This window comes from Staphylococcus sp. HMSC070D05 (assembly GCF_001815595.1).
Taxonomy (GTDB): Bacteria; Bacillota; Bacilli; order Staphylococcales; family Staphylococcaceae; genus Staphylococcus; species Staphylococcus hominis.
Genome location: NZ_KV821095.1, coordinates 14,440 through 28,953 on the forward strand (window position 1 = coordinate 14,440; position 14,514 = coordinate 28,953).

Below are 14,514 nucleotides of genomic sequence, written 5' to 3' on the forward strand. Positions count from 1 at the left end.
TTAATTTTAGAGTTAGATATTATACAAACTATTTATAATTTTGTAGAATGTGGATGAGGTGTTATATGAATAAAAATACAACTATTAATAATCATAACTTACAACTTACTAATGAAGAATATAATGTTTATACATATTTAAATGAATTTTATCCTGAATTAATCAGTCATTTTAAACAATATATTTTAATAGGTAGAGATAAAATTTCTCAACGTCTTATTACATCTTTATATCGTGAAAACTTAATACACGCTAAAGATAATAGTCAGATTATTAGACCTACCAAATTAACCGTATCGATGTTTTCTAAAGATAAAGACGTATTATGTATTCATTTTCCAAAATCAAATATCGATATTTACAGTCAAATAAAAGGTAGATATGCCTTTGACCGGGTAGATGTGGAAGGCCCTTTTTATATCTTAAAACATCGTAATCACGAATATGAAAGAATCCAACATCCAAATGATATTCTAGATTTAATTTTAGCTGAAGAGCCAAAACTTGATAACGTTGCTAGTGAACAATTTAGAGAAGATTTAAATAATAGTGCTGCTAATATGATTCTGGCACTAAGTTATCAAGCTAAACATATGCATTCAAACTACGAATCCTTATGGGAATTGATTGTAAAAAGTGGAGATAGTTATTTACGTTCGGAACAATCAGTTATAGAAGGTCATCCTCTTCATCCAGGCGCAAAGCTTCGTAAAGGGATGAGTGGTAAAGAGAATTTTCATTATAGTTCAGAATACGGTCAAGAAATTCAATTAAAATGTGTATTCATACACAATAGTATAGCGAATGTTCAATCCTTATCTTCAACCTATAATGATATACTTCACCAATCTTTTCATAAATTATTTACTCACCTTTTAAATAAATATAATGATATAAGAATTGAAGATTATCATTTAATGGTTGTCCATCCTTGGCAATTCGAACATATTTTACTTAGTCAGTATCAACAAGAACTAGATGAACAACTTATTATTCCTATTGATATGACCTTACCTTATTATGCTGGCTTATCATTCAGAACATTAATGCCAAAATATCCTAAACTATTTCCGCATATTAAACTTTCTACAAATGTTCATATTACTGGAGAAATACGGACGCTTTCTGAACAAACAACGCATAATGGACCTTTAGTTACTAAAATTGTGAATGATATTTTAAAAAACGACATTGATTTTCAACCTTATCGCATAGAAACGTTAGATGAAATTGCTGGCATTCATTTTTATAATTCTAAAGATCCTTCAACAATCCAAACTGAACGTAGTGAACAATTGGGGGCATTATTTAGAGAAAATATTTATACATTAATCGAAGAAGATACAATACCTGTCATATCTTCTAGTCTTGTTGCTTATTATCCAAACAATACTGAACCGCCTATTGAAAGCTTAATAAAACAATATCAACTTACACATCAATTTAAGTCATTTGAAAAAGCGGCTTATGCATGGATTCAAGATTATGCGACTCAATTATTAGGAATAGTTATGCCACTATATGTAAAATATGGAATCGCGCTAGAGGCACATTTACAAAATTCTATTGCTACATTTAATCAAGACGGTAGTTTAAGTAAAATCTATATTCGAGATTTCGAAGGATTACGTATTGATGAAACTCAATTAAACCAAATGGGGTATCAAACATCACATTTCCATAAGAAATCTAGAATTCTTACTCAATCTACTACATCTGTTTTTAATAAAGTATTCTATTCAACTGTTCAAAATCATCTAGCTGAATTAATATTAACTATCACTGAAAAAGTAGAAAATATAGATTTCGAAAAAATAATGTGGAATCATATCAGTCATATTATTCAAGATATATTAGCTAAGTTGACTGACGTTGATACAGGACGTATGCAAAAGATTACTCATACTTTATTTGCTACAACAATTGATTATAAGTGTGTAACCACTATGCGTTTAGAAGATGAAGCACATCATTACACTTATATTAAAGTTAATAATCCACTACATTAAAATTAAGAAGCGGAATAACATTCAATTTGAATGATATTCCGCTTCTTGTTTAAAAATAATATTAACCATAAAAAAAAGACCTTGGAACATTCCAAGGTCTTTTTTCAATAAGATTATTGTAAATCTGATCTTTCGAAATTATTATTGCTGTTATTATTGTTATTACTGTTGTTGTTTTTTTGGTTTTTTTGTGCCCATTCTTTTTTAGTCATTACGTCGTCAACTTGCATGTTAACTTCAACAACATCTAAACCAGTAATGTATTTAACTTGTTCTTTAACTAAGTCAGTTACTTTACGGAAGATTTTTGGAGCTGATTCACCGTATTCTAAGATTACTTTTAAATCTACAGCCGCTTGTTTTTCACCAACTTCAACAGAAACACCTTGTGTTACGTTGTTACCGCTTGAGAATGCGCTAGAAATACTGTCAGTGAATCCGCCTTTCATGTCTAAGATGCCTCTTACTTCACGAGCAGCGATACCAGCAATTTTTTCGATAACTTCATCAGAGAAAGTTAATTTATTTTCAAAGCGTTGTTGATTATTTTGACGTTCTTCTCTGTATTGTTGTGCTTGTTCTTGACGTTCTTCTCTTTCTTTTTCATTTACTCCAGTTTGGTTATTATATGCTTGTTTAGCTTTGTTATTATCTACAGCCATGTGAATTCTCCTTTTTAAATAGAAATTTAATTTTTAATACTTAATTTTTTAATATATATGAATTCTTAAATAATGAATGTTAACTCCATCGATTTAAGAAGTTCATGAAATCTTGTGTACGGTCTTTCATATACCCAACGCCAATTCCGATTAAACATAAAACAATAATTAAAATTGTTTTCCAGAATCCTAAAGTCAGGAATAAGATTGCAATAAGTAAGAATGCAAAGAAACCTATAATTCGCCATTTATACGACTTTAGGAAGTCGATAATTTGTTGAGTAGAATCTTGACTATTTTGGTTATTATCAGCCATGTTATCCCTCCCTTATAGTACGCGTTGTCCGGCAGATTTTTGATCTCTAACATTAATTTCTAATTTTCTAACAGGCATTTCAGTAAAATGCTCAACATTATGTTTAATGTCAGATCTAATGCTCTCAGTTAATGATTTTACTTGCACATCATTAGGCACTAAGAAATCAGCTTTAATGTCAATGTAAGAATTGTTTTTCTTATTGTAAAGTTTAGTAACCACGTTTGGTTGTCTGATTTCATCGTATTTAGTTAATGTATCATATGCAGACTTTTCAACTGCCTTACGTGATACATAAATATGTCCATCATTATAGTCTTTATAAAGACCTGGTTTTCTATATGTTGGTTTAAAGATGCTAAATACCAATATAATACCAATTAATACGAGTAAAGCTGATAAACCAATTAATAATGGTTGGAACCAATTGAATTGTAAGAAATAGTCTTGATAACGTTTAATACGACTATCATCTATGTACATAAACAATAAGAAACCAACAATCGCAACTATTAATAGGCCAAGGATAAAGTTTTTAAATCTATGCACCTCTAAACACACCTCCTTAGTCATTATTGAAATTATTTAATTATAAAATTTAAGTACCCTTTAACAATTTTTTAAAACGTTAACATTAAAATTTTTTATTTAATTTTTTTAATTTATTAAAGTTTACCTTCTAAGTTAAATATTCCCAAATTTAACACAATAAAAACCTATTTTTCATAATTATTTTCGTTTTTTATATTATTCGTTTTTTTGTATTGTAAATTATCTTTTTTCATTAAAACATCTTTCTTTGATACCCGCGGATGATCTAAACTCAACGTTTTAAATAAAGACCCTATCATAAGAATAATAACTACGGAAAATGGAAGTGCTGCAATAATCAATAAGTTCTGAATTGCTTGCGTTCCTCCAGTATAGATCATTATCATCGCAAATAAAGCCATAATAATACCCCAACTTACTTTAACGAAAGAGCTCGGATTAATATCTCCTTTACTACTTAACATTCCAAGTACATAAGTAGCCGAATCTGCAGAAGTTACAAAGAAAATCATAATAACGATTAAAGTAACAATACTTAATACAAATCCCAATGGAAAATGCTCTAAAGTAGCAAATGTTGCAGTTTCTGTTGCTTCTTTAGCAATATTAGCAATTCCACTATGCTGAAGATACACTGCTGCTCCTCCGAATACTGCAAAGAAAAAGAAACATACAAGAGCTGGAACAAATAACACTCCTAAAATAAATTCTTTAATTGTTCTACCACGTGATACACGTGCAATGAATATTCCTACAAATGGTGCCCAAGACACCCACCATGCCCAGTAAAATATAGTCCAATTTTGTATCCATTGAAATTTTGCACCACCATCCATTGGAATACGCAAACTCATACTAAAGAAATTAAAAATATAATTTCCTAATCCGTTAGTAAATGTATTTAAAATATATAAAGTAGGTCCTACTAGAAATAATCCTATTAATACAATGAAAGCTAAAATCATATTAATATTACTTAAAGTTTTTATTCCTTTATCAATTCCAGACCATGCAGACCAACTAAATAAAATAGTTGCAATAATAATAATAATGACATGTGTGCCAAAATGACTCGGTACTTTAAACAAGTAGTGAAGACCTTCATTAATTTGTAAAGCACCAAAACCTAAGGTAGCTGCTACACCTGTAACTGTTGCAATAACAGCTAAAACATCTATAGCACCTCCGATTGGCCCTCTCATTCTTTTTTCTCCAAAAATCGGAACAAGCGTTGCGCTCACTAAACCTGGATACCCTTTATGAAAATTAAAATAAGCAAAAACTAATGCAACAATGCCATACACTGCCCACGCATGAATTCCCCAATGGAAGAATGCAAACTGAAATGCATCATTAATTGCTGCTTGTGTACCAATTTTATGTATAGGCGTTGCTTTATAGGCATGACTAATTGGCTCAGCCGTAGTCCAAAACACTAATCCTATTCCCATCCCTGCACTGAACAACATAGCAAACCAAGAAAGTAATGAAAATTCTGGTTCTTCTCCTTCCACACCTAACGTAATGGATGCATATCTTGAAAATAATAAGTATACGCAAATAAAGAATATAATTAAAACTAGTAAAAGATAATACCAAGAAAAATTAACTGCAATAAACGATGTAATATTTTGGGTAATTACTTCTAATTGCTTAGGTAGTATCGCTCCATACACTACAAATAATGTACAGATAGCTAATGCAATCCAAAATACAATGCTTATAGATTTTTTTCGCATTATATTATTCTCCTTTCTGATAGTTAGAAATACTATACCCTATTCATGTTATATCTAATGGTATATTGGAATTTTTATAATTAATCAAATTGATATATTATAAAACAGTAAAAACACCTCTTAATGCCTTATTGATAGACACTAGGAGGCGTTAAATCATTCTCTATTCTTCTACATTTATAACAAGTTTTCCTATCATTGAATTAGATTCTAATATTTGATGAGCTTCATATAAATGTTCTGCTGTTAAGCCATTGATGACTTTTGTCGTTGTATTTTGATACGTGCCGTTCTCAATTTTTTTAGCAATATCCTCTAAATAATAATGATGTTTAATCATGTCTTTTGTTTGAAAAATAGGTCTTGTAAACATAAATTCATGTGTAAAGGAAACACTTTTTGTTTTTAATAAATTTAAATCTTGTGATTCTTTAAAAGCTACAATCGTAGCAACATGTCCTCTTGGTTTCACTATATCTATCATTGTTTCATAATACATGTCTGTATCAAACGTGCAAAATACGAAATCTACCGCTTCAATGTGCTGTTGTTCTAATTGAGATTTTAAATCTTCTTTGTGATTGAGTACGATATCTGCACCCATCTTTTTTGACCAATCGATTGTTTCTTGACGTGACGCAGTTGTAATGACTTTTAGACCATATGCCTTAGCAATTTGAGTCGTAATACTTCCAACACCACCAGCGCCATTGATAATAAGTAATGATTTCCCTTTGTTTTGATTTGGATCCTCTGAAATTTCAAACACATCAAATAAAGTTTCTGACGCTGTAATACCAGTTAACGGAAGACTGGCAGCTTGTTCTGCCGAAAGATTTTTAGGTGCTTTTGCGACTAATCGTTCATCAATAAGTTGATATTCCTGATTTGAACCATGTTGATTAGGCGCACCAGAATAAAATACAATATCGCCTTCCTTAAACATTGTAACCTCTGTTCCAGTTTTTTGAACCGTCCCTACTGCATCAAAACCTAAAATTCTTAGGGAATTTTTAACTTCAGTAAGGCGTTGCTTTGTATCAACCGGATTTACACTTATACTTTGTATTTTAACAAGCAACTCTCTAGAAGATGGTTGGGGCACATCTAATTCAAATGTTTCAAATACATTTCCTTCTTCTAATTTAAATGGTTGTTTAAATCCTATAGCTTTCATAATTATAAACCTACCTTTTATTGACTTTTAAACTATACATTCTCTGACACTTTAACGATCTGTTTACCAAAATTTTCACCTGTAAATAAGTTTCTGAACGCTTTTGGTAAACATTCAAATCCTTCTTCTATAGATACTTTTGTTTTAATTTTTCCTTCTTGTATCCACGTTGCTAATTCTTTACTTGCATGTTCAAAATCATCGGCAAATTCCGCTACTAAGAAACCACGCATCAGTGCTTGATGTTTAATTAATGTACTTTGTACACGTGGACCTTTTTCTTGTTCAGTATTATTATAATTAGAAATCGTACCGCAAACAGGAATACGTGCATGACGGTTGAGATGTTTCATAACTTCATCGGCTATTGTGCCACCTACATTTTCAAAATAAACATCTACGCCATTCGGTACGACTTTTGCTAATGCTTCTGCAAAATCATCCTTTTTATAATCAATACCTGCATCAAAACCCAATTCTTCTGTTAGATAATTCACTTTTTTATCTCCACCAGCTATACCTACTACTCTAGCACCTTTGATTTTAGCAATTTGACCAACCACAGCACCTACTGCACCAGAAGCTGCTGAAACTACTACAGTGTCGCCTTCTTTTGGTTGACCAATCTCTAATAAACCATGATAAGCTGTTTGACCTGTCATACCTAACGTACTTAAATATAAATAAAGTGGTACATCTGTATTAGATATTTTACTTATATTCTCTTCATTTACTGTATTAATACGCTTCCATGGCAACATACCTACAATAATGTCATCTTCATTAAATTTTTCAGAATTTGATTTAATAATTTTGCCTACAATGTGACTTTGAATAGGTTCGCCAATTTTAAAAGGCTCCACATAAGAATCGGCTTGAGTCATTCTTCCACGCATATACGGATCGACAGATATATATAAGGATTCAATTTGAATTTCATTTTCTTTCGGATCAACTATGTCAATATTTTCATATTTAAATGTATCATCTTGAGGCATACCTTCAGGATATTTTGCTAATAAAACTTGCTCATTATTCATTATAAAAGACTCCTTTTAGTATTCAAAAACAGTGTCATATCACAAACAATTTTATCGCAATTCAATTGCTTTCACTTTATAATGTCTAGTGTATAACACTTAATACTTTACTATACCAAGAAAAGTGAGGTCTTAAACTTGAAATTAAGTATCTTAGACTATGTACCACTCTTTGAAGGTGATACACCACAAGAAGCTTTAAATCATTCAATTGAACTTGCTCAACTATCAGAGAAACTAGGTTATGCACGTTATTGGGTAGCAGAACACCATCAAGTTCCCTCTATTGTATCAAGCGCTCCTGAAATCGTAATGACTATGTTACTTGAACATACACACTCTATTCATATCGGAAGTGGCGGTGTTATGCTCCCCCATTATAGTGCTTACAAAGTTGCAGAACAATTTAAAATTATGGAAGTCAAACATCCTGGCCGAATTGATATGGGAATTGGACGTTCTCCTAGCTTTAAAAATGTAAACGAAGCGCTAAATGAGTTTAAAACTCAAAAACCTGAATTATCTCAACAAGTAGATGATTTGAACAAATACTTTACGAATGACACTACTCATTCACATCGTTTCAAAACTTTAGAAGCCACTCCATACACAGAGCATTCACCTGAGGTGTTTATTTTAGGAATGAGTGAACAAAGTGCTGAACTTGCCGCAAAAAAAGGCTTACCTTTTGTGATTGCTCATATGGGTCAATCGCACGCAAATTTAACACATGTTATTCAACATTATAAATCGCGTTTTACAGAGTATCATGGTCATTCGCATTCACCCTATATTATTTTAGCTACTTTTGTCGTTACGGCAGAAAATGAATTAACGATTAAGCAATTATTAGATGCATTAAATTTGTGGTTAATACGTATTAACTATCTTAAACAACCTAAAGTATATCCTTCTATTGAAACAGCACAGCAACGCCATTATTCTGAAAGAGAACAAGAAAAAATAGAAAAAAATAAACGTCGAATGATTAGTGGCTTACCACATGAAGTAGCTCAGCAGCTAATACAATTACAAAACGAATTTGAAGTCGATGAAATCATGATTCTTCCTAATGTATATGGACATACTCATCGAACTAAATTAATTGAACTTATAGCTCATGCTTGTCTAGATAATTAGGAGAGTCAGTATTATAAACGCGCCTAATTTTTATTGGTTCCATAAAATTTAATAATTTCATTTGCAACATCTTTATTTTCATGAAGTTGACTATATTGAGTCGCTGATTCTGTATATTAAGATTTTTTATACGTTTTTGGACTTGCTCCTAACAGATATTTCAATGGCCGAGATGAGCTATTAGATACTTTAACGTCAAAATGCACACCACCTTTATTATCTTTATAAATATTTAAATCTTCTATTTGTTTACCTTTATAAATATTTTTTAATCCAAGTAACTTTTTATAATCTTCACTCATTTTTTAGGTTTGCCATTTTGATCAACTTGAATTTCATTCACCTTTTCATTTAAATTAAGAACGCCATTATATGTTCTAGCAATATTGACTTCTTTTTTAGCGTCGGAAATGGTGGATCATAATCATCATTTTTCATAACATACGTGAAAGATAAATTTCCCATAGACTGTGCGACAAAAATATATTCCTTATTTCTTTTATACTAGTATATTCAATAAAATAAGAAACAGGACAGAAATTTTCATTTCTGTCCTGTTTAATTTATCAAATTACTTAATTTCTTTAGATTCAGCTAATGCTTTGTACCAATATGCACTTTTTTTCGGATAACGTTCTTGTGTGTCAAAATCAACATAGAATAGACCATAACGTTTTTCATAACCATTAGACCATGAGAACACATCCATAAGTGACCATAAGAAATAGCCTTTTACATTGGCCCCATCACGTATCGCATCAGCAATGACTTCAAGATGTTTTTTAACATAGTCGATACGTGCATCATCATCAACTGTCTTACGTTCTTCGTCGAATTCATCTTTATACCCAAGCCCATTTTCAGTAACATAAATTTTGTGATAGTTAGGATAATCTTTTATAACACGCATAATTTGATCATAAAGACCTTGTGGATAAATCATCCAATAACAATCAGTACGAGGAACATCTATGTCAAATTCACGTTGTCCTACGCCTTTAAGCTGATATTTAGAGCCACCTTTATCTCCAGTAGCATTGTGTGTAATTTCTGATTCCCCTTCATATCCTCTCATCCAATCACTCATATAATAATTGATACCTAAGAAGTCATTTAAATCTTTTGCAGCATCTAATGTAACATAATCTTCATCGGTAATATCTAATTTGCCACCATTGACAGAAAGAATATGTTGTACACCTTCCATAGTTTCACGAGAATATTTTCCTAAATATGTTGCATCTAAGATAAATTTGTTATGAATAATATCTTCAAGTTCTGCTGCTCTTACATCTTCTGGATTTGAAGGATCGTATGGATACTTAGTTGGTAATGCATGAACGACTCCAATTTCCCCATTATATCCATTGTCTTTAAATAGTTTAACTGCTTTCGCATGTGCGACCATCATATTATGATGAGATTGGAATACTTTTGCAAAATCATATTTAATTCCTGGTGGGAATTTACCGACTAAATACTGGCCATCACCAATAGGACCAATTTCATTAAAAGTAGTCCAATAGTTGACTTCAGTAAATTCTTCAAAGCAGAATTTTGCATAGTCTACAAAATAATCAATCGTTTTACGGTTTAAGAAATCTCCATCACTGTGAAGTGTTTCTGGGGTATCAAAATGATGTAATGTAACAAACGGTTCAACGTGACGTTTATGACATTCTTTAAATAAATTGTGATAGAATTCTACACCTTTTTGATTAACTTCTCCATAACCTGTTGGAAAAATTCTTGACCATGCGATAGATATACGGATACCATTAACACCAAATTTCTCACTTAATTCTAAATCAACTGGATATTTATGATAAAAGTCACTTGCAGGTTCAGCTGTATACCAATAATTTTCTTCTAGATAAGTGTCCCAGGCTACACGACCTTTTCCGTCAGTTTGAGTCGCACCTTCTGCTTGATAAGCTGCTGTTGCACCACCGAAAATAAAATCTTCTGGTAATTTTTTCATTATACTTTCATCTCCTAATTATTTTTCAAATTGTTGTTGAACGAAGTCTAATGCTGCTTTGCCATCACGAGTTAAGTTAATGTATTCAACACCTTGAGTTTTTGCTAATTTAATACCTAATCGATCTGTATCTTGTTTTATATCTTCATAGTTAGAAGCAACTTGAGGCGCTAAAATAATTAATTGATAGTCTTTCATAATATCCATATGTGCACCATAACCACCAGCTGCCGCTTTTACAGGCACCTGATATTCTTCAGCAGCCTTGTTTAACGTATTTGCAAGTAATCCACTTGTACCGCCACCGGCACATAAGACTAAAACATTAGTTTGTTCGTTAATTGAATTTGGTGGCTCTTTAGCCGATACTTCCTCATCGGAAGGTGCTGGTTCAGTTGTTGTCGCTTCATTTGCACCAGCAGTTGCTAAAATTGCATCTGCTTTTTTCGTATCAAAGTTTGCTGATACTTTTTCTTTTAATTCATTATTTACTTCTTTGTTGCCTCGTTCTTCTTCAAGAATTTGTTCATCATATACTTTTAAAAATGGATAATAAATCATAACGTCAACTACGATTAATACAATGGCTAATACAAATGACCAAAATGCAAATCCTGTACCCATCACAATACCAAGGGGCCCTGGTGTCGTCCATGGTAAGAAGATACTAAAACTATTCATTTTAAGTACATCAACAAAGAATTTAAAGATCCATACGTTTACTATTGGTGCAAAAATAAATGGTATGAAAAATACTGGATTTAATACGAGTGGTGCACCAAATAAAATTGGTTCATTTACTCCAAAGAATGTTGGTACAACTGATGCTCTACCAATTGCTTTATTTCTTTTTGATTTAGTTAACCACATAAACATAAATGGCACGACTAATGTAGTGCTTGTAACACTATTTTTATGTATAAAAAAAGACCACGCTCATAAGAACGTGGTTAGAATATAGTGTTAGCCTCTTATAAATCTGATAATTATTTTAATTATCACAAACTGGGTACCTTTATTATAACATAAAAAAAGAGGGACAAGCACTAAACTTGTCCCTCCATAAAACATAATGAACTTTGTAAACGTATGGGATATTATCCCAAGTCGATTATATCATATTAATACACTTCTACAATTCTCAAACGTTCATGCCATATCCATCCGTTATTATTTCTAGAATAGACACGACACCAACCATTTTTAATTTCAAAGATATAGAACTGATCATATCCTGCTCTATAAGTATTGTTTGTCACGTACCACTCTATACCTCTAAATTTAACTAACGCTGCACCATGATAATCGACACGCGCTCTGAATTTAGCTTTAGATGACTTTTTCATGTTTAATGGTGGAATACTATTCACTTTTATTCCTGTTGTATCTGCAAGAATATTACGTTGCGCTACTGCTTGTTTATCATCTTTTTTTGCAAAATTCTTACCACCTGCTGTTTTGTAGATATCTTTAACGATTAAGCGTTCATACCATACATAACCGTCATTGCTAGGACTGTAAACTCTAGCCCAACCATTACGAATTTCATAAATGTAGAACACGTCGCCCGGATTGTATTCTTCACTCGTAACAACCATTACGTTATTATGGTTAGGTCTACAAATTCTAACGCCCTCGCTATCTGCAACCGCTTTGAAGTATGGTTGATTACTCCATGTTAAGTTTAGCGGTGGCTTTTTCTCTAACTTGATTGAACTTTTAGATTTACGTTGAGGTTTTTGTACTTCTTTAATATCAGTTAAATCAACGCTATCGTCTGCGAAGTCTGGCACAATGAAATGTGTTAAGCCTGTGTAATCATCTTCACGTAATTTAGCTGGCGAATTGGCTTTACTATCGAAGTTTTGTTCTAAGATTGTAAATGATTTTGTACCGCCGCTATTGTCCCAAACTAAACCAGTATGTCCCCACTTTTTGTAAATTCCTGACGTATAAATTGGAATTGCACAAATAGGCGGCACGTAATCTCTTGTATTTTTAACCACTTTCCAACCTTTCGGCATGGCGTTTTTAGTGTGTAACTCTTTAGCGTTACCAATGAAACGTACGCCACCTGTTACATGATAGATGAAGTCTACAACGACATCTGCACATTGGAAAGCGAACTCTTTATCGAAGTCGATATATTGTCCTTTCAAGCTGTGCATGTATTCAATTGCTTGCTTATACTTAACCACACTTTGTGGCGAAGGTGTCGGTTTCTTGCTTGTTTTTTTTGATAATTTCTTGCTCGGCGCTGGTTTTTTAACGCCATTGATGTATTTAGCGATTTGTTTATCTAAATTTTTTACGTTACGTGAATATCCACAAGCCTCTAATAAGTTACCAGGATCAATTTTATCTGCTTGAATGTCTTGGTGGCCTGGCACTTCTGTTTTGTAATCAATGCCCCAATAATTACATAAATAAGCAAGTACTCGTGCCATGTTATCTAACGACTTACGTGAACGTTCAATATTGCCTGGGAAGTAACTACCTTCCACTCCAAATGCTACATCATTAGCGTCTGCACCATACCATTGGTTGTCGGTAGGTGTATTATATACTACATGCCAGGCTTTCTCTGTTACTGGAATGCATACAATGCACTCTTTATCGTCAACAAAAATATGAGCGCTCGCAACAGTAGCCCAATTTTCCATATACGTATTTCTATAATAATTTACATTTGTTTGTGCTGTTGTGTGAGGGTTTCCAGTATCGTGTGCTACTGCAAATAAAGGTTTCTTACTTGTTAAAGGTTGCCCGCTTCTACGTGTTCCAATCGGTAAAAAATCATATTTAACGGGAACGCCATTCCATTTTTCTGCCATTATCCACGACCTCCACCAATTTTATTATTTTTATCTTTAGTTGAACCTGTACGTGGTCGAACTGTTTCCCAAATACCAGTAGCCATTAGTCCGCTTATTAAACCAGCAAGCAATCGACCACCAATTGACAATTCGGTAACTATTTCAGGAATAAAGGCTGTAATACCTCCTAAAACGATACCAATACCAATAGCAATTAAAGGTACAATGTTTTTAGGTATGCCAGCTTGCTTAACTAATTGCGTTAATGCGATTGTGATAACTGAAATCACTGTCGCAAATGCGATAATACTTTCCATTACTTCCACTCCTTTTTCAAAATAAAAAGCCGACACATAAGTGTCGACTTAAATTAATTTTATTTACAATTTCCGAACCAAAAACAAGACCAAAAATCAGCTTTTGCAAATAGTTTAAACATATTAATCATCTCCTTATATGCTGAATATCATTCTGACAACTGCGAAAATAATAGAACCTACTAATGAAAAAACCGTACCTAACATTAAACGTTTCATTTCTTTGATGTTTTTGCGATTTTCTCTTTTGCTTTCTTTATCAATCTCTCGTTCTCGATTAATACTATCTAGGGTAAAGTTCATTTTCTGATTTATCAGCTCTTGATTATGTTGTCCATCTTTTATTTGCTCCAAAGATGCGAATATCTTTTCATCATTATCTTCTAACCGTTTTATTCTTGTTTCATAATCGCGCCCTTTACTATCCTCCATTCTTGCACCTCTATTCTGCGTTAGTTTCAGTTGTTTCTCCTACATACTCTAATAAAGTTGTTAGCTTTACTGGTTTGACTGTCACTTTTTCAGCAATAATACCGAACTCATAGTTTAATTCATTTAGACTATTTAAACGTTCAGCAAGTGCTTTAATTTTATTTAAATCATCAAATTTAGTTGCGGTATTTACATTAGTAGTAGGGTAGAACTGTCCTCTAAAGTCATTAGATAAAGCTGCTTCTTCTCCTTTTTCATTCACTTGTACTAAGATGTAACTTTCTGTGTTTTTTACGATTTCGTTCATAATAAATTCCTCCTAAAATTTGGTAT

Annotated in this window: 13 protein-coding genes and 2 pseudogenes; 2 read left to right on the top strand and 13 right to left on the bottom strand. The window is 32.3% G+C overall.

Annotation, left to right across the window (positions count from 1 at the left end; all coding sequences use genetic code 11):
- Positions 1–65 precede the first annotated feature (65 nt).
- On the top strand, positions 66–2,009 hold the full coding sequence (locus HMPREF3046_RS01780) for an IucA/IucC family protein (RefSeq protein WP_070715945.1): 1,944 nt from the start codon (positions 66–68) through the stop codon (positions 2,007–2,009).
- Positions 2,010–2,122: 113 nt separating this feature from the next.
- Here the strand turns inward: HMPREF3046_RS01780 and HMPREF3046_RS01785 are convergent, their stop codons facing one another.
- The 6 genes from HMPREF3046_RS01785 to HMPREF3046_RS01810 all read right to left on the bottom strand — a co-directional run bounded on the left by HMPREF3046_RS01785 (position 2,123) and on the right by HMPREF3046_RS01810 (position 7,495).
- Positions 2,123–2,671 carry an Asp23/Gls24 family envelope stress response protein gene (locus HMPREF3046_RS01785; protein ID WP_070715947.1) on the bottom strand — a complete coding sequence of 183 codons (549 nt, stop codon included), beginning with the start codon at positions 2,669–2,671 and terminating at the stop codon, positions 2,123–2,125.
- 79 nt (positions 2,672–2,750) lie between these two features.
- On the bottom strand, positions 2,751–2,987 hold the full coding sequence (locus HMPREF3046_RS01790; RefSeq protein WP_070715949.1) for a DUF2273 domain-containing protein: 237 nt from the start codon (positions 2,985–2,987) through the stop codon (positions 2,751–2,753).
- Between the two features lie 12 nt (positions 2,988–2,999).
- The gene (amaP, locus tag HMPREF3046_RS01795) at positions 3,000–3,536 is read right to left on the bottom strand and encodes an alkaline shock response membrane anchor protein AmaP (RefSeq protein ID WP_002448415.1); all 537 of its coding nucleotides are present in this window, start codon (positions 3,534–3,536) and stop codon (positions 3,000–3,002) included.
- Positions 3,537–3,703: 167 nt separating this feature from the next.
- On the bottom strand, positions 3,704–5,278 hold the full coding sequence (locus tag HMPREF3046_RS01800; protein ID WP_070715951.1) for a BCCT family transporter: 1,575 nt from the start codon (positions 5,276–5,278) through the stop codon (positions 3,704–3,706).
- A 163-nt stretch (positions 5,279–5,441) separates the two neighbouring features.
- Entirely contained in the window at positions 5,442–6,455 is a 1,014-nt protein-coding gene (locus HMPREF3046_RS01805) for a zinc-binding alcohol dehydrogenase family protein (protein WP_070715953.1), read from the bottom strand.
- A 32-nt stretch (positions 6,456–6,487) separates the two neighbouring features.
- Positions 6,488–7,495, bottom strand: a complete 1,008-nt coding sequence (locus tag HMPREF3046_RS01810; RefSeq protein ID WP_070715954.1) for an NADP-dependent oxidoreductase — start codon at positions 7,493–7,495, stop codon at positions 6,488–6,490.
- A 138-nt stretch (positions 7,496–7,633) separates the two neighbouring features.
- Here HMPREF3046_RS01810 and HMPREF3046_RS01815 point away from each other — a divergent pair, with 138 nt between their 5' ends.
- A complete protein-coding gene (locus HMPREF3046_RS01815; RefSeq protein WP_070715958.1) occupies positions 7,634–8,635 on the top strand; it encodes an LLM class flavin-dependent oxidoreductase in 1,002 nt (333 codons plus the stop codon).
- 23 nt (positions 8,636–8,658) lie between these two features.
- Here the strand turns inward: HMPREF3046_RS01815 and HMPREF3046_RS11180 are convergent.
- The 7 genes and pseudogenes from HMPREF3046_RS11180 to HMPREF3046_RS01850 form a co-directional block, all read right to left on the bottom strand.
- A pseudogene (locus HMPREF3046_RS11180) lies at positions 8,659–9,127 on the bottom strand (alpha/beta hydrolase); the annotation flags it as partial.
- 79 nt (positions 9,128–9,206) lie between these two features.
- A complete protein-coding gene (gene lacG / locus HMPREF3046_RS01825; RefSeq protein WP_141755514.1) occupies positions 9,207–10,619 on the bottom strand; it encodes a 6-phospho-beta-galactosidase in 1,413 nt (470 codons plus the stop codon).
- Positions 10,620–10,634: 15 nt separating this feature from the next.
- A pseudogene (locus HMPREF3046_RS01830) lies at positions 10,635–11,519 on the bottom strand (PTS lactose transporter subunit IIBC); the annotation flags it as partial.
- A 218-nt stretch (positions 11,520–11,737) separates the two neighbouring features.
- Positions 11,738–13,450 (bottom strand): peptidoglycan recognition protein family protein, encoded by a 1,713-nt coding sequence (locus HMPREF3046_RS01835; protein WP_070715965.1) that lies wholly within the window; start codon positions 13,448–13,450, stop codon positions 11,738–11,740.
- A complete protein-coding gene (locus HMPREF3046_RS01840; protein ID WP_070715966.1) occupies positions 13,450–13,749 on the bottom strand; it encodes a hypothetical protein in 300 nt (99 codons plus the stop codon). The genes HMPREF3046_RS01835 and HMPREF3046_RS01840 overlap by 1 nt, the downstream gene beginning before the upstream one ends.
- A 135-nt stretch (positions 13,750–13,884) precedes the next feature.
- Positions 13,885–14,181 carry a DUF2951 family protein gene (locus HMPREF3046_RS01845; protein ID WP_070715968.1) on the bottom strand — a complete coding sequence of 99 codons (297 nt, stop codon included), beginning with the start codon at positions 14,179–14,181 and terminating at the stop codon, positions 13,885–13,887.
- Positions 14,182–14,191: 10 nt separating this feature from the next.
- On the bottom strand, positions 14,192–14,488 hold the full coding sequence (locus HMPREF3046_RS01850) for a hypothetical protein (protein WP_256278207.1): 297 nt from the start codon (positions 14,486–14,488) through the stop codon (positions 14,192–14,194).
- Positions 14,489–14,514: the final 26 nt, after the last annotated feature.

Excerpts from the sequence above, each read along its gene's own strand:
- HMPREF3046_RS01840 (WP_070715966.1), bottom strand. The coding sequence starts at position 13,749 with ATGGAAAGTATTATCGCATTTGCGACAGTGATTTCAGTTATCACAATC.
- HMPREF3046_RS01800 (WP_070715951.1), bottom strand. The coding sequence starts at position 5,278 with ATGCGAAAAAAATCTATAAGCATTGTATTTTGGATTGCATTAGCTATC.
- HMPREF3046_RS01810 (WP_070715954.1), bottom strand. The coding sequence starts at position 7,495 with ATGAATAATGAGCAAGTTTTATTAGCAAAATATCCTGAAGGTATGCCT.
- HMPREF3046_RS01805 (WP_070715953.1), bottom strand. The coding sequence starts at position 6,455 with ATGAAAGCTATAGGATTTAAACAACCATTTAAATTAGAAGAAGGAAAT.
- HMPREF3046_RS01785 (WP_070715947.1), bottom strand. The coding sequence starts at position 2,671 with ATGGCTGTAGATAATAACAAAGCTAAACAAGCATATAATAACCAAACT.
- HMPREF3046_RS01835 (WP_070715965.1), bottom strand. The coding sequence starts at position 13,450 with ATGGCAGAAAAATGGAATGGCGTTCCCGTTAAATATGATTTTTTACCG.
- HMPREF3046_RS01790 (WP_070715949.1), bottom strand. The coding sequence starts at position 2,987 with ATGGCTGATAATAACCAAAATAGTCAAGATTCTACTCAACAAATTATC.
- HMPREF3046_RS01780 (WP_070715945.1), top strand. The coding sequence starts at position 66 with ATGAATAAAAATACAACTATTAATAATCATAACTTACAACTTACTAAT.
- HMPREF3046_RS01850 (WP_256278207.1), bottom strand. The coding sequence starts at position 14,488 with ATGAACGAAATCGTAAAAAACACAGAAAGTTACATCTTAGTACAAGTG.
- HMPREF3046_RS01845 (WP_070715968.1), bottom strand. The coding sequence starts at position 14,181 with ATGGAGGATAGTAAAGGGCGCGATTATGAAACAAGAATAAAACGGTTA.